This window comes from Curtobacterium sp. MCBD17_021, from assembly GCF_003234525.1.
Taxonomy (GTDB): domain Bacteria; phylum Actinomycetota; class Actinomycetes; order Actinomycetales; family Microbacteriaceae; genus Curtobacterium.
Map to the genome: position 1 here is coordinate 17,659 of NZ_QKTS01000016.1, position 26,167 is coordinate 43,825.

Genomic DNA, 26,167 nt, shown 5'->3' on the forward strand with positions numbered 1-26,167 from the left:
GCACGACGCCCCCGGTCGGCACGGACCCGGTGCAGTGGGGTCCGGCGCCGCTCGACGTGCGGTTGGCGAACGTCCTCGGCGGTCGGACGGCCAAGGCGATCGAGAAGGCCTTCGGACACCGCACGGTCGGTGAGTTCCTCGAGCACGCCCCGCGTCGGTACGCCGAACGCGGGGCACTGACCGCGCTGGACTCACTCGCGATCGGGGAGCCCGTCACGATCGTCGCCGAGGTGGTCGAGGTCCGCGAGCGCACCATGCGGGCGCGGCGCGGTTCCATCCTCGAGGCCAAGATCGGCGACGGCACGGGCCTGCTGACCCTGACCTTCTTCAACCAGGGCTGGCGGACGAAGGACCTCGTGCCGGGCGCCAGGGGGATCTTCGCCGGCAAGGTCGGTGACTACCGAGGAGCCCGCCAGCTCGCGCACCCGGACTACGAGCTGTTCGACCGTGACGACCCGCGGGCCACCGCGGACCCCGGCTCGGACGAGGCGATCCGGTGGTCCCGCCAGCCCATCCCGATCTACCCGGCCACGGCCTCGCTGTCGTCCTGGCAGATCGCGAAGGCCATGGGGGTCGTCCTCGACACCCTGCCGGACGTCCCGGACCCGATCCCGGCGTCCGTGCGGACCCGGCTCGACCTCGTGCCGTTCCGCCGCGCGCTCGAACTGCTCCACCGACCGGACAAGGTCTCCGACTTCAAGCGGGCACAGGACGCCCTGCGCTACCGCGAGGCGTTCGTCCTGCAGACCGCACTGGTGCAGCGCCGGATGGCGGCCCGCGCGACGGCGTCCGTGGCGAGGACGGCCTCAACGGGAGGGATCCTCGAACGCTTCGACGCCAGCCTCCCGTTCACCCTGACGGACGACCAGCGAGCCGTCGGGGCCGAGATCGCCCAGGACATGGCGGGCACGTGGCCGATGCACCGGCTCGTGCAGGGCGAGGTCGGTTCCGGCAAGACCCTCGTCGCCATCCGGGCGATGCTCACCGTGGCGGAGTCGGGCGGACAATCCGCGCTGATCGCCCCGACCGAGGTCCTGGCGGCGCAGCACCTGCGCTCGATCGTGAAGTTCCTCGGGCCCGACCTGGCCGCCGAACTCCGTCCGGTGATCCTCACCGGCTCACAGTCCACCGACGAGCGACGGCGTGCGCTCCTCGCCGCGGCCTCCGGCGGCTCCCGCCTCGTCGTCGGCACGCACGCGCTGCTCGGCGACCGGGTGGACTTCGCCGAACTCGGCCTGGTGGTCGTCGACGAGCAGCACCGTTTCGGCGTCGAGCAGCGCGAGGCCCTGCGGACGAAGGGGGCGACACCCCCGCACGTCCTGGTGCTCACCGCGACGCCGATCCCGCGAACGGTCGCCATGACGGTGTTCGGCGACCTCGACGTGTCGACGATCCAGGGCATGCCGTCCGGCCGCGCCGGGGTCGAGACCTTCACGGTCGGACTGGCCGAGCACCCGGGGTGGGAGCACCGCATCTGGACCCGGATGGCCGAGGAGCTGTCCGCCGGCCGTCAGGCGTTCGTGGTCTGCCCCGCGATCGACGACACCCACGGCGAGGACGACGGCACGCCCGGTCCTGCCGCCGACGGCACCGAGACCGAGGGCGCGCCGGCCCGGAAGCCGGCGACCGTCCTCGCGACCGCCGAACGGATGCGGACGATGCCCGTGCTGGAGGGTCGACGGATCGAGGTCCTGCACGGGCGCATGACCGCGGAGGAGAAGGACCGCGTGATGACGTCCTTCGCCGACGGCGTGGTCGACGTGCTCGTCGCCACGACGGTGATCGAGGTCGGCGTCGACGTGCCGAACGCCTCGATGATGGCGGTGCTCGACGCGGACCGGTTCGGGGTGTCGCAGCTGCACCAGCTCCGCGGGCGCATCGGCCGCGGACAGTACGCCGGCGTCTGCCTGCTCGTCACCTCCGCCGAGGCCGAGACGGTGTCACGCGAGCGCGTGGACGCCGTCGCCGCGTCCGACGACGGCTTCGAACTGGCCCGGGTCGACCTCGAGCTCCGGCGCGAGGGGGACGTGCTCGGCGAGCGGCAGTCCGGCGGCCGGTCCTCGCTCACCCTGCTGCGGGTCGTGCAGCACGCCGACCTCATCGTCGACGCACGTGCTGAGGCCGAGCGCGTCCTCGAGCACGACCCGGACCTGAGCGGCAGCCCGGCCCTCCGCGACGCCCTCGCGCGTCGCCTCGACGAGTCCGACGCAGCCTTCCTCGGCAAGAACTGACCAGCACCCGGCCGGTATCGTCGCCGGCATGACGAAGATCGCCGTGGTGCCCGGTTCGTTCGACCCCGTGACCCTGGGGCACCTCGACGTGATCACGCGCGCGGCGGAGCTGTTCGACGAGGTCCACGTGCTCGTCGTGCACAACCCCGAGAAGACGGGGGCACTGTTCGACGCCGGCGACCGCGTCCGGCTCATCGAGGCCTCGCTCGCCGAGCTCGGCGTCCCGGGACGGATCGTCGTGGGCGAGTGGACCGCGGGGCTCCTCGTCGACTACTGCCGGCAGGTCGGGTCGACGATCCTGGTGAAGGGCGTCCGGTCGGGCGCGGACGTCGCGTACGAGACGCCGATGGCGATCATGAACCGGCACCTGGCCGGGGTCGAGACGGTCTTCCTCCTGCCGGACGCGGCCCGTGCGCACGTGTCGAGTTCGCTCATCCGGCAGGTCTCGTCGCTGGGGGGCGACGTGACGCCGTACGTGACCGACGCGGTGGCCAGGGCGCTCGCCGGACGGGGCTGACCTCCGGCAGCGGACCGACACCGGTCCGCGACACGCGTCGGGTGCTCGACTCGTCGGCCCGGGCGCGCTAGGCTGGTTGATCGTGTCTTCCTCCGTGAACAGCCCCTACGCCCTGCGTGTGCGTGACCTCGCGCACCGGCCGGGCGACATGCGCGAGGTGTCGCTCGACATCACGGTGCCGAGCACCCTCGGTGCCGGTCTCATCGCCGTGCGCGAGGGCGACCAGATGCACCTCGACGTCAAGCTCGAGGGCCTGCACGAGGGTGTCCTCGTCTCGGGCACCGCCCGGGCCGAGGCGACGGGGGAGTGCTCGCGCTGCCTCATCGACATCAGTGAACTCGTCGAGGTCGAATTCGCGGAACTGTTCGCGTATGATGCCTCGGAGGAATTCGACTACCAGGTTCACGACGACCACGTGGATTGTGAACCGGTCGTCCGAGACGCGGTGGTGCTGTCGCTGCCGTTCCAGCCGGTCTGCCGACCGGACTGCCCAGGACTCGACCCGGAGACGGGTGAGCGTCTGGCGGACGTCGGCGAGCGACCGACGACGTCGGCCACCGACCCCCGGTGGGCTGCGCTCAGCGGGATCCAGTTCGACGACAGCACCCCGCACCAGACCACCGTGGACGAGGAGCGGACGCAGGCTGACCAGGCCGAGTGACCGCCACATCCACGACTGACCACCGACCAAGCGAAAGAGAACCACCATGGCCGTCCCCAAGCGCAAGCAGTCCCGTGCGAACACGCACGCCCGTCGATCGCAGTGGAAGGCCGCACCGGTCCAGCTCGTGAAGACGATCGAGAACGGCAAGGTCACCTACAGCCTCCCGCACCGCGCGAAGGTCGTCGAGGACTCGGCCGGCACGCCCCTGTACATGGAGTACAAGGGCCGCAAGGTCGCCGACGTCTGATCGGACTCCTCCCATGACTGCGACGTCCGGCGCCGCGGGGTCCCGCCCCGTGGGGCCGGACGTCCTTCGTCTGCGCGAACTCCTCGATGTCCCGGTGGACCCGGAACTCCTGCAGCTCGCCCTCACCCACCGCTCGTACGCGTACGAGCACGGCGGGATCCGGCACAACGAGCGGCTCGAGTTCCTCGGCGACTCCATCCTCGGGCAGGCCGTCACGGTCAAGCTCTTCCGCGACTACCCGGAACTCGACGAGGGTGAGCTCGCCAAGCGCCGCGCGAGCCTCGTCTCGACGGTCGCCCTCGCCGAGATCGGCCGGCACATCGGGCTCGGCGCGTACCTGCGTCTCGGCAAGGGCGAAGAGCAGACCGGTGGTCGCGACAAGTCCTCGATCCTCGCGGACACCGTCGAGGCCGTGATCGGTGCGACCTACCTGTCGGCCGGGGCCGACGCCGCCACCGACCTGGTGCTGCGACTCGTCGCACCGTTGCTGGTCGACCCCGCCCGGTTCGGCGCCGCCATGGACCCGAAGACGAGCCTGCAGGAACTCGCGTCCGCGCTCGCCCTCGGCAACCCGGCGTACCGGATCACCGAAGAGGGCCCGGACCACGACAAGACCTTCCACGCGACGGTCGTGCTGCAGGGCGAGGACGTCGCCACCGGCACCGGCACGAGCAAGAAGACCGCGGAGATGTCCGCGGCGCTGGACGCCTGGACGCGACTGTCCGGACGCACCACCGAGGGCTGACCGGGTGCCCGAACTCCCCGAGGTCGAGGTCGTCCGTGCCGGCCTCGAACCCGCCGTCACCGGCGCCCGGGTCCTCGGAGTCCAGGTGCTCGACGAACGGGCGCTGACCCGACACGACGGCCCGGGCGAGGACTTCGCCTCCCGCCTGACCGGGCGGACCATCGCCGCCGCCGTCCGGCGTGGCAAGTTCATGTGGTTCCCGCTGGACCCGGACGCCGAGCGCCCCGAGGCCCTCGTGGCCCACCTCGGCATGAGCGGCCAGATCCTGCTCGGGCGCGACCGGCCCGCGGCCCGTCACCGTCGCATCGTGCTGGACGTGCAGCCGCAGGGCACGGACCGCGACGGTGCCGCGGAGGTCCCCGTGCAGCTGGAGTTCGTCGACCAGCGCACCTTCGGGTCGATGGCGATCGACCGGATGCTGCCGACGGTCGACGGCGCTCCCGCCGGCGTCGCCGGCGCGGTGGACACCCTCGACCCGGACGCCTCCTGGCGTCGGCGGATCCCGTTCCAGGTCTCACACATCGCGCGGGACCCGCTCGACCCCGCGTTCGACGACGAGCGCTTCATCGCGGCGGCGCGGAAGCGCGCCAGCGGCATCAAGCGCGTGCTGCTCGACCAGGGCGTCATCAGCGGGATCGGGAACATCTACGCCGACGAGTCGCTGTGGGCGGCGCGTCTGCACTTCGACCGACCGGCGGGCCGGCTGCCCCGGGCGACGCTCCACCTGCTCCTCGACGAGGTCCGGGCGGTGCTCCGCCGTGCGCTGGAGGACGGTGGGACGAGCTTCGACGCGCAGTACGTCAACGTCAACGGGCAGTCCGGGTACTTCTCGCAGCGCCTGGCCGTGTACGGGCGGCAGGGTGAACCGTGTCCGCGGTGCGGCACGCCGATCGTGCGCGAGCCCTGGATGAACCGGTCGAGCCACCGCTGCCCCGTGTGCCAGCCCGCTCCGCGGCAGCGCAGGCGTTAGCCTGACGCCAGCCGAGCACCCGGAGACCACATGTACCTGAAGAGCCTGACCCTCAAGGGGTTCAAGTCCTTCGCGCAGCCGACGACGTTCGCGTTCGAACCCGGCGTCACGTGCATCGTCGGTCCGAACGGCTCCGGCAAGTCGAACGTCGTCGACGCCCTGGCCTGGGTGATGGGGGAGCAGGGGGCGAAGACCCTCCGCGGCGGCAAGATGGAGGACGTCATCTTCGCCGGCACCGCCACCCGCGGCCCGCTCGGTCGAGCGCAGGTGACGCTGACGATCGACAACTCCGACGGCCTGCTGCCGATCGAGTACGCCGAGGTGACGATCTCCCGCACGCTGTTCCGCAACGGCGGCAGCGAGTACGCCATCAACGGTGAGAACTGCCGACTGCTCGACGTCCAGGAGCTGCTGAGCGACACGGGCCTCGGCCGTGAGATGCACGTCATCGTCGGTCAGGGGCAGCTGGACAAGGTCCTGCACGCAACCCCGGAGGACCGTCGCGGCTTCATCGAGGAAGCCGCGGGCATCCTCAAGCACCGTCGCCGCAAGGAGAAGACGCTCCGCAAGCTCGACGCGATGCAGACCAACCTGACGCGTCTGTCCGACCTGGCTGGGGAGATCCGGCGTCAGCTGAAGCCGCTGGGCCGCCAGGCAGAGGTCGCCCGCAAGGCGCAGTCGGTCGCCGCGGTGGCCCGTGACGCGAAGGCCCGCCTGCTCGCCGACGACGTCGTGCGTCTGCGCCGGGAACTGCGCGACCACCTCGAGGTCGAGACGGGTCGGAAGTCCGAGCGGATCGTCCTGCAGGAGCGTCTCGAGCAGACCAGGCAGCGGCAGCAGCAGGTCGAGCAGAGCATGGTCGGCGATGACGTCGACCGGGCGCGCACCGTCGTGCACCGCCTCGAGAGCGTGCAGGAGCGCTTGCGCAGCCTGTCGATGCTCGCGAACCAGCGCCTCATGTTCCTGGCGCAGCAGGCCGAGGCCCCGCAGCAGGGCCCCACGATCACGCCCGAGCGGGTGGCCGGCGCGCGGGCCGAGGCCGACCGCCTCGACGACCGCGCCCGCGAGATGCAGGGCGGCACGACCGCCGTCGGCGAACGGGTGCAGGCCGCCCGTGCCGCGCTCGACGCCCTCGACGAGCAGATCGCGGCCCAGGCCGCCCTGGTCGCGCAGCACGACCTCGAGGGCCAGCGGCTCGCCGGTGCGGTGGAGGTGGCCCGGTCGAGGCGCTCGTCCGCCTCGGCGGACCGGGAACGCCGAGAGCGCGCCCTGGCCGAGGCGGTCGCCCGTGCCGAGCAGGCCGCGTCGGCGCTCGAGGACCTCGGACGGGACCCGGCGCTCGACACCGACGAGGCCGCCCTGACGGCGACGCTGGCCGCTGCCACGGCGCAGCTCGACCAGGCCCAGACGGACCGGGACACGCACCGCGACCGGCTGCACACGCTCGAGCGGGAACGCGACGCCCTGGACGCCCGCATCGCCGCGCTCGCCCTGTCGATCGACGTCCGCGACGGTTCGCAGGCGCTCATCGACGCGGGCCACGCCGGCGTCGTCGGTCGACTGGCGGACCGTCTCACCGTCACGTCGGGCTTCGAGGCCGCCGTCGCGGCGGCACTCGACGGCCTCGCCGACGCCGTGCTCGCGGCGGACCGGGCGGTCGCACTCGACGCGGTCGAGCACGCGCGGACGGCCGACCTCGGCCGCATCGACGTGGTGGTCGCCGACGTCACCGGGAGAGGTTCCCGACTCCCCGCCGTCCTGCCGGCGTCCGTCCGCCGCGCGCTCGACCTGGTCGACGGCCCGCCCGCACTCACCGCGATCCTGTCCGACACGCTCGTGGCGGACACCGACGACGTCGACCTGGAGGCGGTGCTCGCGGCTGCCCCGGACGCGACCGTCGTGACGCGGTCCGGTGACCTCGTCCGCGCTGCCCGGGTGACCGGCGGCGGGGAGCGCACGACGTCCCGCATCGAGCTCGTCGCCGACCGTGATGCGGCTGCGACCCGACGGGAGACCGTCGTGACCGAGGCGGAGGACGCGGCCACGCGCCTCCAGGCCGCCAGGGCCGCGGCCGAGGCGGCCCGACGGGCGGTGGACGAGGCGGACCGGGCTGCTCGCGCGCACGCCCGCGCGACCGCGGAGTACGACCGGACGAGCGCTTCCGCGCGTGCCCGGGCCGAGAACACCGCGGCCGAGGTCGAACGCCTGCGCGCTGCCCTGGCCGAGACGGACGGGGCGACGGCGACCACCGAGGCGGCGCTGGCGGAGGCGGAGGCGGCACTCGGGGCGTTCTCGGATCGGCCGAAGCCGGTCGTCGACGCGTCGGCCCGCCCGGCGGCGCAGGAGGCCGTCGACGCCGCGCGAGCCGCGGAGATCGAACACCGCATCCAGGTCGAGACCGCCAGGGAGCGTGCCCGGGCCGAGCGGCGTCGCGCCGACCAGCTCGAGCGGCAGCTGGAGGCGGAGCGGGCGGCGGCCGAGGAAGCGGCACGGTTGGCCGTCATCCGCCGAGGGCAGATCGCGTCCGCCGAGGGGGTGCTCGCCGACCTGCCGGTCGTGCTGGCCGCCGTCGACCGGTCGCTGGCCGAGGCGCGCGTGCAGCTCGCGACCGAGGAGTCCGAGCGCTCGAGACGCAACACGGAGCTCCAGACCATCCGGAACGAGGAGCGTGAACTCCGCGACCGGTTGCAGACCATCACCGACGGCGTGCACTCGCTCGAGATGGAGATCTACGAGAAGCGTCTGCACGTGTCGGGGGTCCTCGACCGGGCGCAGAGCGAACTCGGACTCGGCGAGGCGGTGCTCGTCGCCGAGTACGGCCCCGACGTCCCGGTGCCGGTCGACGTGCTCGTCGACCCCCGGGTGCTCGCGCGCCGCCACCGGGAGGCGGCACGAGCGGCCGCTGAGGCGGGCCGCGTCACGGACGCCGTCACGGATCCGGATGCCCCGGCGGACGCGCAGCCCGAGACCGACGGGGACTCGGACGGGTCCGCCGGGACCGCCGTGGACGCGGGGGACGACACCGACGTCCCGCTCGTCGACGCCGAGTCGACCCTGCCCGGCGGTCCCGCCCTGCCCGAGTTCGAAGCGCCTGACGTCGACCCCGCCAGCGTCCCGACCACGCCGTACGTCCGAGCCGAACAGGAGCGCCGCCTCGCCGACGCCGAACGCGACCTCGGGCGGCTCGGCAAGGTGAACCCGCTGGCGCTCGAGGAGTTCCAGGCGCTCGAGCAGCGGCACGCGTTCCTCTCGGAGCAGCTCGACGACCTGCAGCGGACCCGCACCGACCTCCTGACGATCATCGAGGAGCTCGACGGCAAGATGCGGACGATCTTCGCCTCGGCGTTCGAGGACACGCGGGCGGCGTTCGACGTCGTGTTCCCGATCCTGTTCCCGGGCGGCTCCGGGTCCATCGCGCTGACGAACCCCGACGACCTGCTCACCACCGGCATCGACGTGCAGGTGAAGCCGGCGGGCAAGAAGATCGACCGGCTGACCCTGCTGTCCGGCGGCGAGCGGTCCCTGGCTGCTGTGGCCCTGCTCGTGGCGATCTTCACCGCGCGGCCGAGCCCGTTCTACATCATGGACGAGGTCGAGGCGGCGCTCGACGACGCCAACCTCGGCCGGCTGCTGACCGTGTTCGGCCGACTGCGCGAATCGTCGCAGCTCATCGTCATCACGCACCAGAAACGGACGATGGAGATCGCGGACGCGCTCTACGGGGTGTCGATGCGGCAGGACGGCGTCTCGGCGGTCGTCGGGCAGCGGGTGCAGCGGCCCGAGCCGGCCGCGGACCCGACGGCTGAACCCGCGGTGGCGTAGCGGCCGGTCGCGACCGCACCCGGACGCGACGGGAGGCCCGGTACCAGCTGGTACCGGGCCTCCCGTCGTGATGCGTGGGGATGCTTACTTCGCGTCCGCCTGGACCTCTGACGGCTTCTCGCCCGTCGGGGTGAGTCCGCGCTCCTGCCGGCGCTTCGACACGACCAGGCTGGCCACCGTCGCGACGGTGATCGTCAGCAGGATGAACCCGAGCGAGAACCAGATCGGGATCTCCGGCGCCCACTCGACGTGCTCACCGCCGTTGATGAACGGGACCTCGTTGACGTGCAGTGCGTGGAAGACGAGCTTCACACCGATGAAGCCGAGGATGACGGCCAGCCCCTGACCCAGGTAGATGAGTCGTTCGAGCAGTCCGGCGATGAGGAAGTACAGCTGGCGCAGACCGAGCAGCGAGAACGCGTTCGCGGTGAACACGATGAAGGCGTCCTGCGTGAGGCCGAAGATCGCGGGGATCGAGTCGAGCGCGAACAGCACGTCCGTCAGGCCGATGGAGACCATGACGAGCAGCATCGGGGTGAAGAGGCGCTTGCCGTTCACCCGCGTGGTCATGCGGTCGCCGTCGTAGTGCTCCGAGGTCGGGATGATGCGGCGGAGCAGGCGGATGAGCTTCGAGTCGCCCTCTTCCGCGCCGTGCTCGTCACCACCACGTGCCTGCGACCAGGCGAGCCAGAACAGCAGGAGCCCGAACAGGTAGAAGACCCACGAGAAGTTCTCGATGATGGTGACGCCGAGGGCGATGAAGATGCCTCGGGCGATGAGGGCGATCGCGACGCCGACCAGCAGGACCTTCTGCTGGTACTCCTTCGGCACCGCGAAGGTCGTCATGATGATGAGGAAGACGAAGAGGTTGTCGACGGACAACGCCTTCTCCGTCAGCCAGCCGGCGAAGTACTCGCCACCGGCCTGTCCGCCGCCGAACACCCAGACGCCGACACCGAACAGGATCGCGAGGGCGATGTAGACGACCGACCAGAAGGCCGATTCACGGATGTGCGGCACGTGCGGGGTGCGCACGTGCGAGAAGAAGTCGAACACGAGCAGGGCGAGGATGCCGGCGATCGTGATGAGCCATACGTACAGGGGAACGTCCACTGGAGTCTCCAGGTCAGGGGCGTACCGCACCGTCAGTCGACGGATCCCGCCACACCCCGAGGTGGACGGAAAACGGGTACGCCAGAGCCTGAAGGTCTCTTCCGCCGCGGTCCCGTCCGGTGCTGCTGATCGGGGCCGCGACCGACGCCCCGGGTCCGGGTCGTTCCGGGCCGTACTGACGGGGTCGCCGAGAGGGAATACTCCCCTTCGCGACTCCGACTCTAGCGAAGGTCCCGCCCACTCGGTCACCCGTAAGCTGGGAACATGGCGAGTAGTTGGTCACTGTCCTCCCGGCTCCGGGGTCTCTTCCAGCGGAAGACCATCGACGAGACGACGTGGGAGGACCTCGAGACCGCGCTGATCGGCGCTGACTTCGGGCCCGACATCACCGAGGAGATCATCGAGGACCTCCGTGCCCGCGTCGCACGGTACGAGACGACGGACCCCGCCGACCTCAACCGCATGCTGCGCGAGGTGCTCGAGGAGCGGCTGTCGAAGCTCGACACGACCCTGAAGCTCAGCAACCGTCCGGCGGTCGTCCTCGTCGTCGGCGTGAACGGCGTCGGCAAGACCACCACCATCGGCAAGTTCGCCAAGTTCCTCCGCACCTACGACCGCACCGTCCTGGTCGGCGCGGCGGACACGTTCCGCGCGGCAGCGGTGGAGCAGGTCGCGACCTGGGCCCAGCGCGCCGGCGTCGACGTGGTCCGTCCCGCCCAGCCCGGACAGGACCCGGCGTCGGTCGCGTACCAGACCGTCGAACGGGCCATCCGCGAGGGCACCGAGATCGTCGTCATCGACACCGCCGGCCGACTCCACACCAAGGCCGGGCTGATGGACGAGCTCGGCAAGATCAAGCGCGTCGTCGAGAAGCAGACCGAGATCGCCGAGGTCCTGCTCGTGCTCGATGCGACGACCGGGCAGAACGGACTCGCGCAGGCGCAGGCGTTCATCGAGGGAGCCGGAGTCACCGGACTCGTCATCACGAAGCTCGACGGCTCCGCCAAAGCCGGCTTCGTGCTCAGCGTGCAGGAGAAGACCGGCATCCCGATCAAGCTCATCGGGCAGGGCGAGGGCATCAACGACCTCACCGGGTTCACGCCGCACGTCTTCGTCCAGAACCTCGTCGGGTGACCGCTGGTCGGAGGTCCACGCAGGCGGGCCAGACCGCACCGACGACATGCGACGAACCGGGTCGGCGGGCATGAGCGCCGCCTGACGTGTACCGTCCCGGGCGACCCTGATCGACCGGGAGAGGACCCCACCATGCCCGCACTGCTCATCATCGCCATCATCGTCGGGATCGTCCTGCTCGTGACCGGCATCGTCAGCGCCGCGCTCAAGGCGCTGCTCTTCATCGGCATCGTGCTCATCGTGCTCGCCGTCGTCGGTTGGATCCTCCGCCTCGTGCGTGGTGGTGGTTCGCGGGTCTGACGACCGGACCGGACGACGAACGGGAGGCCCGTCACCAGCTGGTGACGGGCCTCCCGTTCGTCGTCATGGCGGCCAGACCTCCTGGCGGCCCACGGAGACGTTCCTCGATCTCGCTCCCTGCCGCGCCTCCCGGGCCGACGACCGTGGACGGTAGGATGGTCGGATCATGGCGCAATTCGGTTCACTCTCCGATCGGCTCACCGAGACCTTCCGCAACCTGCGGAGCAAGGGACGGCTGACCCCGTCCGACGTGGACGGCACCGTCCGCGAGATCCGGCGGGCGCTGCTCGATGCGGACGTCGCGCTCGAGGTGGTGAAGTCGTTCACCGCCGCGGTGCGCGAGCGCGCCCTCTCCGACGAGGTCAACAAGGCGCTCAACCCGGCGCAGCAGGTCGTCCAGATCGTCAACGAGGAGCTCGTCGGGATCCTGGGCGGGCAGCAGCGCCGGCTCGAGTTCGCCAAGCGACCCCCGACGGTCATCATGCTCGCCGGCCTGCAGGGCGCCGGCAAGACGACCCTCGCGGGCAAGCTCGGCAAGTGGCTCAAGAAGGACGGCCACACCCCGATGCTCGTCGCGGCGGACCTCCAGCGTCCCAACGCGGTGCAGCAGCTGCAGGTCGTCGGCGAGCAGGCCGGCGTGCACGTCTTCGCACCGGAGCCCGGCAACGGCGTCGGCGACCCGGTGAAGGTCGCCAAGAACGCCATCAAGGCCGCGGTCGACCAGCAGTACGACACCGTCATCGTGGACACCGCCGGTCGACTCGGTGTGGACGCCGAGCTGATGAAGCAGGCCGCGAACATCCGCAAGGCCGTCGACCCGGACGAGGTCCTGTTCGTCATCGACGCGATGATCGGTCAGGACGCCGTGAACACCGCGCGTGCCTTCCAGGAAGGCGTCGACTTCACCGGTGTCGTGCTCTCGAAGCTCGACGGTGACGCGCGCGGTGGTGCGGCCCTGTCCGTCGCCTCGGTCACCGGACGCCCGATCATGTTCGCCTCGACGGGCGAGTCGCTCGACGACTTCGAGCCGTTCCACCCGGACCGCATGGCGAGCCGCATCCTCGACCTCGGCGACATCCTCTCCCTCATCGAGCAGGCGCAGGGTGCGTTCGACGAGGAAGAGGCCCGCAAGGTCGCCGACAAGATCGCGACCGACAACTTCACGCTGAACGACTTCCTGCAGCAGATGCAGCAGTTGCGCAAAGCCGGCTCGATCAAGGGCATGCTCGGCATGCTCCCCGGCGCGAAGGGCATGCGCGAGGCGCTCGACAACTTCGACGAGCGCGAGATCATCCGCACCGAGGCGATCATCCAGTCGATGACGCCGCAGGAGCGCGAACTGCCGAAGCTGCTCAACGGTTCCCGTCGCCTCCGCATCGCGCGCGGTGCCGGCTCGACCGTGACCGAGGTCAACGCCCTCGTCAACCGGTTCGAGCAGGCCGCGAAGATGATGAAGACGGTCGCACGCGGTGGTGTGCCCCAGATGCCGGGCATGGGGCCGATCCCGGGCATGCACGGTGGCAAGAAGCAGCAGCCGCAGACCAAGAAGAAGAAGGTCGGCAACCCCGCCAAGCGCGCGGCCCTGGCCGCTGGCGCCGCCGCAGCGCCGCAGCAGGCTCCGAAGGGCGCCGGTCTCGGTCTCGGTGCCGGAGCAGGGAAGAACGGGAAGGCGCCGACCGAGGAAGAACTCGCGTCGCTGCAGAAGTTCCTCGGCCGCTGACGCGACCGACGGGAGGCCCGGTACCAGCTGGTACCGGGCCTCCCGTCCGTCGCCGCCCGTCAGAGCGAGTCGCTGAGCTCCGTCACCAGGTGCTGGACCACCGCGCGGAGGTCCCCGCCGTTCTCCCGTGCCACCGCGAGCTGGCGCTGGTAGGACGCGCCCCGCTCGATCATCGTGTCGAGGTGGTGCAGCTCGTCCTGGCAGCCGAGGCGTTCGGCGACCGGATCGAGTCGGGTCACGAGGTCGTGCACCTCGTCCGTGACGAGACGTTCGTCGCCCGCGACGTTCGTGATGATCTCGGCCTCCATGCCGTAGCGGGCTGCGCGCCACTTGTTCTCGCGCACGAACCAGGGCTGCATCGCCTGCAGCGTCTCGCCGGCGTCGAGCCGGTCCGAGCTCTCGGTGACCAGGCACTGCACGAGGGCGGTGACGGCGCCGACCTCGTCGAGCGTCGAGATCCCGTCCGAGACGCGGTTCTCCAGGGTGCCCCAGCCCGGTGAGGGGCGGATGTCCCACCGCAGGTCCTTCACACCGTCGATCACACCGGTGTGGACGAGGTCGCCGACGACCTCCTCGAAGTTCGCCCACGCGCCGAGCTGTGGCGGGAGCCCGCCCGTCGGGAGCTGTTGGAACATGAGCGCCCGGTTCGAGGCGTAGCCGGTGTCGGTGCCGGCCCAGAACGGGCTCGAGGCGGTGAACGCCTGCAGGTGCGGCACGTGACCGAGCATCGCGTTCATGATCGGGACGGCCTTGTCGCGGTCGTCGATCCCGACGTGCACGTGGACGCCCCAGATGAGCATCTGCCGGCCCCACCACCGGGTCCGGTCGATGAGGGTCGTGTAGTGCTCGCTGTCGGGGGTGATCTCCTGCTGGTCCCAGAGGGCGAACGGGTGTGTGCCGGAGCACATCACCTGCGCGTCGAGCGGTGCGGCGGCGTCGATGACCTCGCCGATGATGCCGGACAGCTCGCGGGTCGCGCTCCCGACGGAGCGGTGCACGCCGGAGACGACCTCGACGGTGTTCGTGAGGAGCTCCTCGGTCACCCGGTCCGCATCGCCGAGTCGTTCCCGGACCGCGGCGAGCACGGCCGGTGCCCGCGGAGCGAGGTCACCCGTCGCACGGTCGACGAGGGGCAGCTCCCACTCGACACCGATCGTCGACGGAGCGGATTCGGAGAACCGGATGTCCATGGGCCCATCCTGCCCGTCCACCCGCGGGATCGACGGAGCCCCGGCGTGTCCACCCGCACCGGCGCGCGGCCGGTTCGCCTAGTCTTCGTTGCGTGACCGCTGTCGTTCCGCCTGTTGCCGACGTGCCCGCCGACCTCCGCACCGTCGCCTCGCCCTGGACGCTCGGCCCCCTGCACCTGTCGAACCGCGTGGTGATGGGGTCGATGCACACCGGGCTCGAGGTGCTCGACGACGGCGGGGTCGCGATGGCCGCGTTCTACCGCGAGCGTGCCGCGGGGGGAGCGGCGTGCATCATCACCGGTGGGATCGCCGTGAGCGACGAGGCGCGGGGTGGTCCGGACTTCGCGGTGTTCGGTGTCGGCGACTCCGACGAGCGGTTCCGCACGGCGGTCGAGGCCGTCCACGAGGAGGGCGGCACGGTCCTCGCACAGTTGTTCCACGCCGGCCGCTACGCCCTGGTCGGTGGGCTGCGGGACCGGCACGGTCGACCCCAGCGGGCGGTCGCGCCGTCCGCACTGCCCTGGGCGGCCGCGCGCGGCGTGGTGCCGGAGGAACTCACCGCGGACGAGGTCCGGCGCACCGTCGACGACTTCGCCACCGCGGCCAGGGCCGCCGCCGACATCGGCTTCGACGGCGTCGAGATCATGGCGTCGGAGGGGTACCTCGTCAACCAGTTCCAGTCGCCGCTGACGAACCTGCGCGACGACGAGTGGGGCGGGACCCCGGAGAAGCGCCGTCGCTTCGCGGTCGAGGTGGTGCGCGCGGTCCGAGCCGCCGTGCCGGACCTCGCGGTCACCATCCGGCTGTCCGGTACGGACCTCATGCCGGGGTCGTCGACCGACGAGGACGTCGACGCCCTCGTCCTCGAACTGCTGCCGCTCGGGCTCGACGCGATCTCCGTCGGCATCGGCTGGCACGAGTCGCGCACCCCGACCATCCAGGCCGCGGTGCCGCACGGCGCGTGGATCGACCAGGCGGTCCGGATCGCGGACGTCGTGCGCGCCTCCGATCACCCGCAGGTCCGGGTGATCGCCTCGAACCGCATGACGGACCTCCGCGACGGTGAGGCCGTGCTCGCCGACGGCCGGATCGACGCCGTCGCGCTGGCCCGACCGTTCCTCGCCGACGCCGGGATCGTCGAACGGTCCCTCGCCGGCCGCTTCGACCTCGTGAACACCTGCATCGGCTGCAACCAGGCGTGTCTCGACCGGTCGGTGGTCGGCGCCCCGGTGTCGTGCCTCGTCAACCCCCGTGCCGCACGGGAGCTGCTGTTCCCGCTCCGGCCGACCGCTCGGCCGAAGCGCGTGGACGTCGTGGGTGGGGGACCGGCGGGACTGGCGGCAGCGGTCGACGCAGCCCGACGTGGGCACGACGTCCGGCTCTGGGAGGCCTCGGACGTGCTCGGCGGGCAGTTCGGTCTCGCGGCGGCCGTCCCCGGCAAGGAGGACTACGCGGGTCCGGTGCAGGCGGCGCGCGCGGAGCTGGCGGAGCGCGGCGCGACCGTGCACCTCGGACGCGCGGCACGGGTCGAGGACCTGGCCGACAGCGACGCCGTGGTGCTCGCGTCCGGCGTGCTGCCGCGGGAGGTGCCCCTGCCCGGTGCCGACCTGCCGCACGTCCTCACCTACGAGCAGGCGCTCCGGGACGGAGCGCCGGAGGGCAGCGTCGCGGTCATCGGCGGTGGGGGGATCGGTGTCGACACCGCCGCGTTCCTCACCGAGTCACCCGACGAGGCCGTCCGTGCAGCGGAGTTCGCCGCCCGCTGGGACGTACCGGTGTCCGACGCGCTGGTCGGGGACCTGCCGCAACGCCAGGCGACGGTGCACCGGACGACCCGCCCCGGACATCAGGTCACGGTGCTCCGGCGGAACGGCAAGTTCGCGCAGGGTGTCGGGCTCACCTCGCGGTGGGTGGCGCTCGGCCGGCTCCGCGACGCCGGGGTGCGGATGGTCGGCGGCGTGCAGGAGTACCTGCGGATCGAGCCGGGAGCGGTGTGGATCCGCGACGAGTCGGGCACCGAGGTCGCCGTGCCCGCGGACGTGGTCGTGCTCTGCGCCGGACAGGAGGCGCGGGACGACCTGGTCGCGGGCCTCCGGTCGGCCGACGTGCCGTTCGCGGTCGTCGGCGGCGCTCGGGACGCCCGTGGCGTCGACGCCGTCCGCGCCACGAGTGAGGCCCTGGAGGCGGTCCGCGCGCTGGCGCCCTGACCCCCCGCGGTGGTGACCTGCGGGCGCGCCGCGCGTCACGGCTCGCTTCCCGCCCGGGAATCTGCAAGAATGAACGGTCGAATCGTGTCCGCTCGACCCTCTATCCAGCGGATCACGAGTCTCTCAGAGCTTCCACCGTGTGTGCCCCCACGCCCGCGGTTCCGGTTCAACCACAACACGTACGCAACAGGAGTCATTGTGGCTGTCAAGATCCGTCTCAAGCGTCTCGGCAAGATCCGAGCGCCGTACTACCGCATCGTCGTCGCCGACTCGCGCACCAAGCGCGACGGTCGTGTGATCGAGGAGATCGGCAAGTACCACCCCACCGAGGAGCCCTCGTTCATCGAGGTCCAGTCCGAGCGTGCGCAGTACTGGCTCAGCGTCGGCGCGCAGCCGACCGAGCAGGTCGCCGCGCTGCTCAAGCTGACCGGTGACTGGGCCAAGTTCAAGGGCGAGAAGGACACCGAGTCCAAGGTCAAGGTCCGCGAGCCGAAGCCGGCCTTCACGGTCGACAGCTCGAAGAAGGCCGTCCTCAAGCCGAAGTCGGAGAAGACGGCTCCCGCCGCTCCGGCCGCGGACGAGACCGCCGACGAGACGACCGAGGCGTAGTCCTTGCTCGAATCCGCGCTGACGCACCTCGTCAAGGGGATCGTCGATCACCCTGACGACGTGCGCGTCGCCAGCTCCACCTCCGCGCGGGGCGAGGTCCTCGAGGTGCGTGTGCACCCCGAGGACCTCGGCCGCGTGATCGGTCGCGCCGGACGCACCGCGAAGGCGCTCCGCACGCTCGTCACGGCCCTGGCCGACGGCAAGCGCGTGCGGGTCGACGTGGTGGACAGCGATTCCTAGGGAGACGACCCAGCTCCGGGTGGGTCGCATCACGAAGGCGCACGGGCTCAAGGGCGGTATCAAGCTCGAGCTCTACACCGACGACCCGGATCGTCGGTTCACGCCGGGAGCGGTCTTCACGCTCCAGGTCCCCGACGACTCTCCGTGGTCGGGCAAGACCATCGCGCTCGACGAGTTGCGCTGGTACAACGGTCATCCCGTCGCGTTCTTCGCCGGAGTCGCCGACCGGAGCGTCGCCGAGACTCTCGCGCGGGCGATCCTCTGGGTCGAGCAGGACACCGAGGAAGGCACCGGCGAGGACGACGCCTGGTACGACCACCAGCTGGTCGGCCTCACGGTCCTCCGCGACGGCGTCGCGGTCGGTACGGTCGCGCGCGTCGACCACCTGCCGGCGCAGGACCTGCTCGCCGTGGACACGGCCGACCGCGGCGAGGTCCTCGTGCCGTTCGTCTCGGCGATCGTGCCCGCGGTCGACCTGGACGCGGGCACCGTCACGGTGACGCCGCCCACGGGTCTGTTCGAGGACCCGGAGGACACGAGCCGTCCCGAGACCGTCACGCCTCCCGCTCCCGAGGGCTGACCGTGCGGATCGACATCGTCACGATCTTCCCGGAGTTCTTCGGGGTGCTCGACGTCTCCCTGCTCGGCAAGGCACGGCAGGGTGGCCTGCTGGACCTGCACGTGCACGACCTCCGTTCGTGGACGACCGACCGGCACCGCACCGTCGACGACACCCCGTACGGTGGTGGTGCCGGCATGGTGATGAAGCCGGAACCGTGGGCCCAGGCCCTCGATGCCCTGCTCCGTCCCGACGGGTCGTCGACCCTCGTCGTCCCGACGCCCGCCGGGACCCCGTTCCGGCAGACCATCGCGCGGTCCCTCGCCGAGCACGAGCACCTCGTGTTCGCCTGCGGCCGGTACGAGGGGATCGACGCCCGCGTGTTCGAGTGGGCCGCGACGCGCAGCACCGTCGTCGAGCTCTCCCTCGGGGACTACGTGCTGAACGGCGGCGAGGTCGCCGCGATGGCCATGATCGAGGCCGTCGGACGGCTCGTCCCGGGCGTCGTCGGCAACCCCGAGTCACTCGTCGAGGAGTCCCACGAGGACGGCCTGCTCGAGTACCCCTCGTACACGAAGCCGGCATCGTGGCGTGGCCTCGACGTGCCCGACGTGCTGCTCAGCGGACACCACGCGCGCGTCGCCTCCTGGCGGCACGAGCAGCAGGTGGAGCGGACGCGGCGCGTCCGGCCGGACCTGCTGCCGGACTGACCGGGTCAGCGCGACCAACGAACGGACGGGAGGCCCGCCACCAGCTGGTGGCGGGCCTCCCGTCCGTCCGTGACGTGTCGTCGCATCCGACGGCCGCTGCGACGGTCCCGTCAGGCGTCCCGCTGGGCGCGTCGGAGGGTGAGGACCTCGGGGCCCTGGTCGGTGACGGCGACCGTGTGTTCGACGTGCGCGGCGCGCGAGCCGTCGACGCTCCGGAGAGTCCACCCGTCGTCGTCCTGGAACAGCTCGTCCGTGCCCTGCATCAGCCACGGTTCGATCGCGACGACCAGCCCCGCGCGGAGCTTCATCCCGCGTCCGGGGCGCCCGTCGTTCGGCACGTGCGGGTCGCCGTGCATGGTGCGGCCGACCCCGTGCCCGCCGAACTGCAGGTTGACGTCGTAGCCGGCCCCGCGCGCGACCGACCCGATCGCGGCCGAGACGTCACCGAGCTTGTTGCCGGGGGCGGCCTGGGCGATCCCGGCGGCGAGGCACTGCTCCACCGTGGCGATGAGGCGCTGGTCCTCGTCACGCGGCGTCCCGACCTGCACGGTGACGGCCGAGTCGGCGACCCAGCCGTCGACGCTCGCGGCGAAGTCGAGACTGACGAGGTCCCCGTCCTGCAGCACGAGGTCGTGCGGCAGTCCGTGCAGCGCGGCGTCGTTCACCGACGTGCAGAGGTTCCTGCCGAACGGCGACTTGCCGAACGACGGGTGGTAGTCGACGTAGCAGCTCTCCGCACCACGGTCGGCGATCATCCGGGCGGCGACACGGTCGAGGTCGAGCAGGTTCACGCCGACGTCGACGGTCTCGAGGAGGGCGTCGAGGACATCAGCGACGAAACGGCCGGCGACACGCAGTCCGTCGAGTTCGGCGGGGGTGCGGAGTTCGATCATGGGACCATCCTGCCGGTTGGCTGCAGTGCCCTCGTTGTGGCATGATGATCGATCGTGCCCTGGCTGGACTCTGCCACGGGGGAGTCGCCGACACCGGGCACGTCTCGTTCTTTCCGAATTCGATCCGCGGCGACCCGTGTGCGTCCGCAGGAAGTGACACCATCATGCAGCTCCTCGACCACGTGACCGCCGGTGCCCTGCGCACCGACCACCCTGACTTCCGCCCCGGCGACACCGTCAAGGTCCACGTCAACATCGTCGAAGGCACGCGCTCGCGTATCCAGGTCTTCCAGGGCGTCGTCATCGGCCGCCAGGGTCACGGCATCGGCGAGACCTTCACGGTCCGCAAGGTGAGCTTCCAGGTCGGCGTCGAGCGCATGTTCCCCGTGCACTCCCCGATCATCGACCACGTCGAGATCGTCACCCGCGGTGACGTGCGTCGCGCGAAGCTCTACTACCTCCGGGAACTCCGCGGCAAGGCGGCCCGCCGCAAGATCAAGGAGAAGCGCGACAACTGATCGCCTTCACAGCGAAGCCCGGAACGCCGGGCCCGCTGCGAGCCCCTCGTCCATGTACGGTTGTGCATCGGCGGGGGGCTCGCCCGTTCCCGGAGCCGCTTCCGCCCCGGGGTCAAGCGTCCCGATGCGACACCGCAGGGACTGGTCGACGAGAGTGGAAATGACGGACACGACAGAGGGAGAGGCCCGTCGGCCCCGCACCGCGAAGAAGCCGCGCAACGGGGTGCTGACCTTCCTGCGGGACCTCGTCATCATCTTCATCGCCGCGCTCCTGGTGTCCTTCCTGGTGAAGACCTTCCTGATCCGGTCCTTCTACATCCCCTCGGCATCGATGCAGGACACGCTGCAGATCAACGACCGCGTCATCGTCAACGAACTCGTCCCGGACGCCGTCGGCCTGAAACGCGGCGACGTCGTCGTGTTCAAGGACCCGGGCGGTTGGCTCGACGGCGAGCAGCTGCCGAACGTCACCCCGACGTCCCCCATCGGCGAAGCCGCCGACTGGCTCCTCACCCAGGTCGGTCTGGGCACCGGTGACAGTGACGACCACCTCATCAAGCGTGTCATCGGGTTGCCCGGCGACACGGTGGCGTGCTGCAACGACCTCGGTCAGATGTCGGTCAACGGCGTGCCGATCACGGAGCCGTACCTGAAGCTCCCTGCCGGCGACACCCGCGCGTCGTCGACGGACTTCTCGGTCACCGTGCCGAAGGGCACGATCTGGGTGATGGGCGACAACCGGAACAACTCGCGGGACTCCCGCTACAACGGGGACACCCCCTCGAAGGGCTTCGTGCCGCTCTCCGACGTGACTGGTCGGGCGTTCGTCATCTCCTGGCCGATGAGTCGCTGGACGTGGCTCGACGACCACCCCGAGGTCTTCGCCGGCGTGGAGGAGCGGGACGAGTGACCCCGGTCCGTCCGTCCCTGCGGGTCGAGAAGTCGTTGTTCGCCGCCGGTCGGGTCACCGTGATCGGTGTCGACGAGGTCGGCCGCGGAGCGATCGCGGGCCCGGTCGGCGTCGGGGTGGCAGCAGTGACCGTCGACGTCCGGCGCGTGCCACCGGGGCTCGCGGACTCGAAGCTCCTGACGCAGGCGAGGCGCACGGCGCTCGTCCCGGCGGTCACCCGCTGGGCCCGGACCGCGGTCGGGATGGCGTCGGCCGAGGTCGTGGACGACCAGGGCATCGTGGCGGCGCTCGGGCTGGCCGGCGCCCGAGCCCTCACGACCCTCGTCGACGACGGTGTCTCGCTCGAGGGGGCCGTGGTGGTGCTCGACGGGTCGTTCGACTGGCTCTCGCGAGCACTGCCGCCGGAACACCGCCCGTTGGACGTGCAGGTGCGGATCAAGGCGGATCGCGACTGCGCATCCGTCGCCGCGGCCTCCGTCGTCGCCAAGGTGGCCCGGGACGGCCTGATGACCGCCGCGCACGACGATGCTCCGCACTACGCCTGGGCGTCGAACAAGGGCTACGGCTCGACGGCCCACTACGACGCGATCCGAGCGGTCGGACCGCACGCGCTGCACCGGAAGACGTGGTTGCACGCGGCGTCGAGCGTCGCCCTGGACGGCTTCGACGAACTGGACCGGGTCGTCGGCTGAACGGTCGTGCGCGGTTCGGTGGCCCGGGCGGTGCACACGGCGGACGGCGCTCTAGACTGGTCGCGCGATGGATGACGAAGAATTCGACGACTACGACCGCGAGGTCGAGCTGGCCCTGTACCGCGAGTACCGCGACGTCGTGGGGCAGTTCCGGTACGTGGTCGAGACCGAGCGGCGTTTCTACCTGGCGAACGAGGTCGAACTCGTGCGCCGGGACACCGAGCACGACTTCTACTTCGAATTGACGATGAACGACGTCTGGGTCTGGGACGTCTACCGTTCGGACCGGTTCGTGAAGTCCGTTCGTGTCCTCACGTTCAAGGACGTCAACGTCGAAGAACTCACCGCGCGTGAACTCGAACTCCCGAAGGAACTCGCGCTCGACGAGTAGGGATCGCCGTTGAATTCGGCCGTGCTGCAATGTCCTGCGATACTCTGGGCCGTGATACGACTCTGAAGGAGTGAGAAATGGCGCAGAAGGTCACTGTCCAGCTCGTCGACGATCTCGACGATTCGCCGATCGCCGCTGGCGATGGCCGTACGGTCGAGTTCGCATTCGACGGTTCGTCCTACGAGATCGACCTGTCCAACGACAACGTCGACAAGTTCCGGGACGCGATCTCGGACTACATCGCCGCGGCGCGGAAGACAGCCGGTCGTCGCACCGGCACGACGGGCAAGAGCTCGTCGGCTCCGAAGCGTGGGAACTCCGAGGAACTCGGCAAGATCCGCGAGTGGGCGAAGGAGAACGGGTACGAGGTCTCTTCTCGTGGTCGTATCTCGACGCAGGTGCAGGAAGCGTACGCAGCCGCACACTGAACATCCCGACCGACGTTCGTCGTCGGTCGCCGCAAGAGCCGGACATTCCGTGAGGAATTGTCCGGCTTTTGTCGCATCAGGGTGCATGGCTGTGCAATGCATTCCTGCACAGGACGGTCGTTCTGCTCTTCCGTCCACAGATCGGCTGCAGCTGCTCCGTCGAATCCTGACGCAGATCATGGTGGCTCCATGACGAATCGCGTAGATCTCCGAGACGCAACCCATCCCCGGAAGACGACGGGGAACACCGGTGAAGACCATGCCGTGGAATGGCTCGTCCGGCACGGGTTCGCGATCATCGACCGGAACTGGCGATGTGCCCGCGGCGAACTCGACATCGTTGCCCGGGACGGCGACACCATCGTCTTCGTCGAGGTGAAGACCCGGACCGGACAGACGACCGGGCACCCGCTCGAAGCCGTCACGCCACGGAAACTCGGACGCATCCGAGGGCTCGTCCCCGCCTGGTTCCACGCGCACCGCGAGCAGACAGCGCGCGCGATCCGCATCGACTGCATCGCGGTGACGATCGTGGCGGGCCACGTCGCGATCGAACACGTCGAGGCAGTCGGATGAGCGACATCGGGCGGACGTCCGCCGTCGCTCTGGTGGGGGTGCAGGGGAGCCTGGTCGAGGTCGAAGCCCACCTGACCAGCCAGCTGCCGACCTTCAGCATCATCGGTCTCCCCGACACGTCGCTCGGAGAAGCCCGCGAGCGCGTCCGGTCCGCAGCAGCCGTGGCGGACTGCCCGCTGCCGGCCCGTCGGATCACGGTCAACCTCACCCCGGCCAGCGTTCCGAAGCGCGGATCCGGGTTCGACCTGGCGATCGCGATGGCCGTGCTCGCCGCCGCCGGGACCGCTCCCGGTGCCGACCGACGCATCGTGTACGTCGGTGAGCTCGGCCTCGACGGCCGGGTCCGCCCGGTGCCCGGCATCATCCCGGTCGTGCTGGCAGCGCGGGAAGCCGGCATGGACCGAGTGGTCCTGCCCGTCGGGAACCTCGCGGAGGCGCAGGCCGTCCCGGGTGTGGCGTTGAGCGGTGTCGATTCGCTGCGCTCCGCAGCCATCGACGCGGGAGCAGACCTCCCGGCCGGGTTCGTCGACCCGGTCCTGACGCCGGTCCCCGGCGGCGACGACCCACCCCCGCTCGAACTCGCCGACGTGGTCGGCAACGCCGTCGGCGTCCGAGCCGTCATCGCAGCAGCGGCCGGGGGACACCACGTCCTGCTGCTCGGACCGCCGGGTGCCGGCAAGACGATGCTCGCCGAGCGGCTCCCGGCCCTGCTGCCCGACCTCGACGACGACGCCGCGCTCGAGGTCGCTGCGGTCCGGTCCGTCGCCGGCCACGGAGCACGCTCGTGGACCCGCCGCCCGCCGTGGGAAGCTCCGCACCACTCAGCATCCGCTGCAGCGCTCATCGGAGGCGGGACCGGGCAGCTCCGACCCGGAGCAGTGTCGCGGGCGACCCGGGGCGTGCTGTTCCTCGACGAGGCCACGGAGTTCCCGCGGGTCGTCCTCGACGCGCTCCGGCAGCCGCTGGAAGCCGGGCGGATCACCGTCCACCGCGCCGGTGGATCGGCTGACTTCCCCGCCCGGTGTCAGCTCGTGCTCGCTGCCAACCCCTGCCCGTGCGGGAACGCCGGGTCGATCGGCGGGCCACCGTGCACCTGTCCGCCCAGTGCTGTCCGGAGGTACCTCGGCCGGTTGTCCGGGCCGTTGCTCGACCGCATCGACATCCGTGTGGCAGTACCTCGGGTGACGACCGGGACACTCCGTGCGAGCGACGGGACGGCCCCGAGCACCGAGGCAGCCAGGCGGACGATCGCCGACGCCCGGGAACGCATGCGGGCGAGGCTCCGCGGGACCGGATGGACCAGGAACGCCGAGGTCACCGGTCCGTGGTTGCGCACGGACGGCCGAGCGGCTCCGGGGGCCTCCGACCTGCTCGACCGCGGACTCGACCTCGGCACGCTGACGATGCGCGGCTGGGACCGCGTCATGCGCCTGGCGTGGACGATGGCGGACCTCGCGGGCGATGACCGGCCCGAGCGCGGTCACGTCGAGCGGGCACTCGCGTTGCGGACCGCGCTGTGACCGCCCACGCCGGGAGCGACGGCCGCGGATCGCTGGCGCGGTTGCGTGCCGGAGTGGGCGGTACCAGCGAGTCGGACGACGACGAGCTCCTCGCACGGGTGGCGTGGTCGACCGTCGCCGAGCCGGGGGACAGGACCGCGGGGGAGTTGGTCGGTCGTCTCGGGGCCGCCCGTTCCATGCGTGCAGCCTCCGCGGCACTCGAGGACGGTCCGGCGGTGCTCGGCAGGATGCTCCTGGGAGCGGCTTCGCACGCGGAGCAGGACGAGGTCCACCTCGAACTCGCCCAGACGGCGGCGGACGCACTCGTGCCGGCACTCGACCGATGGCGGCAGCGATTGGTGCGCCTCGACGTACCCGCCGTCCTCAGAGCGGCATCGGCGGTGGGCAGCACGCTGCTCGTCCCGGGGGACGACGACTGGCCGAGCGGGCTCGACGACCTGGGGCCGCACGCACCCCTGGTGTTGTGGCGCCGGGCGACCGGGCGGCTCGAGGACCGCCCGGGCCTGGCGGTGGTGGGGGCGCGAGCGAACACGGTCCTCGGCGCCGAGGCGGCTGCGGAGATCACCTCGTCGGCTGCCGATGCGGGGTGCCTCGTGGTGTCCGGCGGGGCGTACGGCATCGACGCCACCGCGCACCGGGTCGCCCTCGCGGCGGGGGTGCCGACCGTGGCGGTGCTCGCCGGCGGCGTGGACCAGCTCTACCCGGCGGCGAACAGCGCGATGCTCCGTGCCGTCGCCGAGCACGGAGCCCTCCTCGCCGAGTGTCCGCCGGGGACCAGACCGTCGCGCTGGCGGTTCCTGGCGCGCAACCGCCTGATCGCGGCACTGGGGACCGTCTCCGTCATCGTCGAGGCGGGTGCTCGGTCCGGTGCACTGAACACGGCGCACCACGCGGGGCAACTCGGGCGGCCGGTGTTCGCCGTGCCGGGGCCGTACTCGTCCTCGGCGTCCGTCGGATGTCACCGTCTCATCGCCGATCGACGGGCCGAGATCGTCGTCCACCCGAAGGACCCGGCCCACGCGGCGCTCCGTGCCCGATCGGGCAACGTGTTCGCTGAGCCCGTGGTGCCGATCGCAGGAGCGCGGACGGACCCGGACGTGCTCCGCGTCGTCGATGCCCTGAGTCGGCGGCGTGCGGTGACCCTCGACGAGGTCGCCCTGCGGTCGGGGCTGTCCCTGGCGGACACCACCGACGCTCTCGCGCTGGCAGAGCTGCAGGGCCTGGCGCAACGGGGTCCGACCGGCTGGACGGCCGGGTGACG

General features: G+C 71.1%; 26 protein-coding genes. 23 read left to right on the top strand and 3 right to left on the bottom strand.

Annotated elements, in window-relative coordinates; all coding sequences use genetic code 11:
* Positions 1-29: 29 nt before the first annotated feature.
* The 7 genes from DEI83_RS13460 (at position 30) to DEI83_RS13490 (ending at position 9,196) form a co-directional block, all read left to right on the top strand.
* Entirely contained in the window at positions 30-2,231 is a 2,202-nt protein-coding gene (locus DEI83_RS13460; protein ID WP_111082487.1) for an ATP-dependent DNA helicase RecG, read from the top strand.
* A gap of 28 nt (positions 2,232-2,259) precedes the next feature.
* Complete coding sequence (gene coaD, locus DEI83_RS13465) at positions 2,260-2,748, top strand: pantetheine-phosphate adenylyltransferase (protein WP_111082455.1); 489 nt, start codon at positions 2,260-2,262, stop codon at positions 2,746-2,748.
* 82 nt (positions 2,749-2,830) lie between these two features.
* The gene (locus DEI83_RS13470; protein WP_258371215.1) at positions 2,831-3,409 is read left to right on the top strand and encodes a DUF177 domain-containing protein; all 579 of its coding nucleotides are present in this window, start codon (positions 2,831-2,833) and stop codon (positions 3,407-3,409) included.
* 46 nt (positions 3,410-3,455) lie between these two features.
* Complete coding sequence (gene rpmF / locus DEI83_RS13475) at positions 3,456-3,659, top strand: 50S ribosomal protein L32 (protein WP_022905230.1); 204 nt, start codon at positions 3,456-3,458, stop codon at positions 3,657-3,659.
* A 13-nt stretch (positions 3,660-3,672) separates the two neighbouring features.
* Positions 3,673-4,404 (top strand): ribonuclease III, encoded by a 732-nt coding sequence (gene rnc / locus DEI83_RS13480; RefSeq protein ID WP_111082457.1) that lies wholly within the window; start codon positions 3,673-3,675, stop codon positions 4,402-4,404.
* Positions 4,405-4,408: 4 nt separating this feature from the next.
* Complete coding sequence (gene mutM, locus DEI83_RS13485; protein WP_111082458.1) at positions 4,409-5,374, top strand: bifunctional DNA-formamidopyrimidine glycosylase/DNA-(apurinic or apyrimidinic site) lyase; 966 nt, start codon at positions 4,409-4,411, stop codon at positions 5,372-5,374.
* A 30-nt stretch (positions 5,375-5,404) separates the two neighbouring features.
* A complete protein-coding gene (locus DEI83_RS13490; RefSeq protein WP_111082459.1) occupies positions 5,405-9,196 on the top strand; it encodes a chromosome segregation SMC family protein in 3,792 nt (1,263 codons plus the stop codon).
* An 84-nt stretch (positions 9,197-9,280) separates the two neighbouring features.
* On the opposite strand, the gene DEI83_RS13495 is transcribed toward DEI83_RS13490, so the two are convergent.
* The gene (locus DEI83_RS13495; RefSeq protein ID WP_111082460.1) at positions 9,281-10,309 is read right to left on the bottom strand and encodes a TerC family protein; all 1,029 of its coding nucleotides are present in this window, start codon (positions 10,307-10,309) and stop codon (positions 9,281-9,283) included.
* Positions 10,310-10,573: 264 nt separating this feature from the next.
* Here DEI83_RS13495 and ftsY point away from each other — a divergent pair, with 264 nt between their 5' ends.
* From ftsY to ffh, 3 genes are all read left to right on the top strand, one after another.
* On the top strand, positions 10,574-11,443 hold the full coding sequence (gene ftsY / locus DEI83_RS13500) for a signal recognition particle-docking protein FtsY (RefSeq protein ID WP_111082461.1): 870 nt from the start codon (positions 10,574-10,576) through the stop codon (positions 11,441-11,443).
* A 132-nt stretch (positions 11,444-11,575) separates the two neighbouring features.
* Entirely contained in the window at positions 11,576-11,743 is a 168-nt protein-coding gene (locus DEI83_RS16030; RefSeq protein ID WP_181431227.1) for a hypothetical protein, read from the top strand.
* A 166-nt stretch (positions 11,744-11,909) separates the two neighbouring features.
* On the top strand, positions 11,910-13,463 hold the full coding sequence (gene ffh, locus DEI83_RS13505; protein ID WP_111082462.1) for a signal recognition particle protein: 1,554 nt from the start codon (positions 11,910-11,912) through the stop codon (positions 13,461-13,463).
* Between the two features lie 59 nt (positions 13,464-13,522).
* On the opposite strand, the gene DEI83_RS13510 is transcribed toward ffh, so the two are convergent.
* Positions 13,523-14,653, bottom strand: a complete 1,131-nt coding sequence (locus DEI83_RS13510; RefSeq protein WP_111082463.1) for a glutamate--cysteine ligase — start codon at positions 14,651-14,653, stop codon at positions 13,523-13,525.
* A gap of 92 nt (positions 14,654-14,745) precedes the next feature.
* On the opposite strand from DEI83_RS13510, the gene DEI83_RS13515 reads away from it, so the two are divergent.
* The 5 genes from DEI83_RS13515 to trmD all read left to right on the top strand — a co-directional run bounded on the left by DEI83_RS13515 (position 14,746) and on the right by trmD (position 18,978).
* Positions 14,746-16,860, top strand: a complete 2,115-nt coding sequence (locus DEI83_RS13515; protein ID WP_258371216.1) for an FAD-dependent oxidoreductase — start codon at positions 14,746-14,748, stop codon at positions 16,858-16,860.
* A gap of 198 nt (positions 16,861-17,058) precedes the next feature.
* Positions 17,059-17,469: a 30S ribosomal protein S16 gene (gene rpsP / locus DEI83_RS13520; protein ID WP_111082464.1), complete on the top strand. Its 411-nt coding sequence runs from the start codon at positions 17,059-17,061 to the stop codon at positions 17,467-17,469.
* Between the two features lie 3 nt (positions 17,470-17,472).
* Positions 17,473-17,709, top strand: coding sequence for an RNA-binding protein (locus DEI83_RS13525; RefSeq protein WP_110826143.1), 237 nt, complete (start codon positions 17,473-17,475; stop codon positions 17,707-17,709).
* A gap of 19 nt (positions 17,710-17,728) precedes the next feature.
* Entirely contained in the window at positions 17,729-18,289 is a 561-nt protein-coding gene (rimM, locus tag DEI83_RS13530; RefSeq protein ID WP_111082465.1) for a ribosome maturation factor RimM, read from the top strand.
* A gap of 2 nt (positions 18,290-18,291) precedes the next feature.
* Complete coding sequence (gene trmD, locus DEI83_RS13535; protein WP_111082466.1) at positions 18,292-18,978, top strand: tRNA (guanosine(37)-N1)-methyltransferase TrmD; 687 nt, start codon at positions 18,292-18,294, stop codon at positions 18,976-18,978.
* A gap of 110 nt (positions 18,979-19,088) precedes the next feature.
* Here the strand turns inward: trmD and map are convergent, their stop codons facing one another.
* On the bottom strand, positions 19,089-19,871 hold the full coding sequence (map, locus tag DEI83_RS13540) for a type I methionyl aminopeptidase (RefSeq protein WP_111082467.1): 783 nt from the start codon (positions 19,869-19,871) through the stop codon (positions 19,089-19,091).
* Between the two features lie 164 nt (positions 19,872-20,035).
* On the opposite strand from map, the gene rplS reads away from it, so the two are divergent.
* The 8 genes from rplS to dprA all read left to right on the top strand — a co-directional run bounded on the left by rplS (position 20,036) and on the right by dprA (position 26,165).
* Entirely contained in the window at positions 20,036-20,389 is a 354-nt protein-coding gene (gene rplS / locus DEI83_RS13545) for a 50S ribosomal protein L19 (RefSeq protein ID WP_110826147.1), read from the top strand.
* A 160-nt stretch (positions 20,390-20,549) separates the two neighbouring features.
* Entirely contained in the window at positions 20,550-21,299 is a 750-nt protein-coding gene (gene lepB, locus DEI83_RS13550; RefSeq protein WP_111082468.1) for a signal peptidase I, read from the top strand.
* The gene (locus DEI83_RS13555; protein WP_111082469.1) at positions 21,296-21,991 is read left to right on the top strand and encodes a ribonuclease HII; all 696 of its coding nucleotides are present in this window, start codon (positions 21,296-21,298) and stop codon (positions 21,989-21,991) included. The genes lepB and DEI83_RS13555 overlap by 4 nt, the downstream gene beginning before the upstream one ends.
* A 67-nt stretch (positions 21,992-22,058) precedes the next feature.
* Entirely contained in the window at positions 22,059-22,382 is a 324-nt protein-coding gene (locus DEI83_RS13560; RefSeq protein WP_110826150.1) for a DUF2469 family protein, read from the top strand.
* A gap of 77 nt (positions 22,383-22,459) precedes the next feature.
* Entirely contained in the window at positions 22,460-22,810 is a 351-nt protein-coding gene (locus tag DEI83_RS13565; protein WP_111082470.1) for an Lsr2 family protein, read from the top strand.
* A 189-nt stretch (positions 22,811-22,999) separates the two neighbouring features.
* Positions 23,000-23,386: a YraN family protein gene (locus DEI83_RS16270; protein WP_181431228.1), complete on the top strand. Its 387-nt coding sequence runs from the start codon at positions 23,000-23,002 to the stop codon at positions 23,384-23,386.
* A complete protein-coding gene (locus DEI83_RS13570) occupies positions 23,383-24,906 on the top strand; it encodes a YifB family Mg chelatase-like AAA ATPase (protein WP_181431229.1) in 1,524 nt (507 codons plus the stop codon). The genes DEI83_RS16270 and DEI83_RS13570 overlap by 4 nt, the downstream gene beginning before the upstream one ends.
* Positions 24,903-26,165 carry a DNA-processing protein DprA gene (dprA, locus tag DEI83_RS13575; protein WP_258371217.1) on the top strand — a complete coding sequence of 421 codons (1,263 nt, stop codon included), beginning with the start codon at positions 24,903-24,905 and terminating at the stop codon, positions 26,163-26,165. Before DEI83_RS13570 ends, dprA begins: the two co-directional genes overlap by 4 nt.
* Positions 26,166-26,167: the final 2 nt, after the last annotated feature.

What these genes read in the sequence shown, in the direction of transcription:
- DEI83_RS13490 (WP_111082459.1), top strand. Translation starts at nt 5,405, where the DNA reads ATGTACCTGAAGAGCCTGACCCTCAAGGGGTTCAAGTCCTTCGCGCAG.
- DEI83_RS13560 (WP_110826150.1), top strand. Translation starts at nt 22,059, where the DNA reads ATGGATGACGAAGAATTCGACGACTACGACCGCGAGGTCGAGCTGGCC.
- lepB (WP_111082468.1), top strand. Translation starts at nt 20,550, where the DNA reads ATGACGGACACGACAGAGGGAGAGGCCCGTCGGCCCCGCACCGCGAAG.
- ftsY (WP_111082461.1), top strand. Translation starts at nt 10,574, where the DNA reads ATGGCGAGTAGTTGGTCACTGTCCTCCCGGCTCCGGGGTCTCTTCCAG.
- rplS (WP_110826147.1), top strand. Translation starts at nt 20,036, where the DNA reads ATGCAGCTCCTCGACCACGTGACCGCCGGTGCCCTGCGCACCGACCAC.
- DEI83_RS13570 (WP_181431229.1), top strand. Translation starts at nt 23,383, where the DNA reads ATGAGCGACATCGGGCGGACGTCCGCCGTCGCTCTGGTGGGGGTGCAG.
- DEI83_RS16270 (WP_181431228.1), top strand. Translation starts at nt 23,000, where the DNA reads ATGACGAATCGCGTAGATCTCCGAGACGCAACCCATCCCCGGAAGACG.
- rpmF (WP_022905230.1), top strand. Translation starts at nt 3,456, where the DNA reads ATGGCCGTCCCCAAGCGCAAGCAGTCCCGTGCGAACACGCACGCCCGT.
- DEI83_RS16030 (WP_181431227.1), top strand. Translation starts at nt 11,576, where the DNA reads ATGCCCGCACTGCTCATCATCGCCATCATCGTCGGGATCGTCCTGCTC.
- coaD (WP_111082455.1), top strand. Translation starts at nt 2,260, where the DNA reads ATGACGAAGATCGCCGTGGTGCCCGGTTCGTTCGACCCCGTGACCCTG.
- DEI83_RS13510 (WP_111082463.1), bottom strand. Translation starts at nt 14,653, where the DNA reads ATGGACATCCGGTTCTCCGAATCCGCTCCGTCGACGATCGGTGTCGAG.
- map (WP_111082467.1), bottom strand. Translation starts at nt 19,871, where the DNA reads ATGATCGAACTCCGCACCCCCGCCGAACTCGACGGACTGCGTGTCGCC.
- ffh (WP_111082462.1), top strand. Translation starts at nt 11,910, where the DNA reads ATGGCGCAATTCGGTTCACTCTCCGATCGGCTCACCGAGACCTTCCGC.
- rnc (WP_111082457.1), top strand. Translation starts at nt 3,673, where the DNA reads ATGACTGCGACGTCCGGCGCCGCGGGGTCCCGCCCCGTGGGGCCGGAC.
- DEI83_RS13565 (WP_111082470.1), top strand. Translation starts at nt 22,460, where the DNA reads ATGGCGCAGAAGGTCACTGTCCAGCTCGTCGACGATCTCGACGATTCG.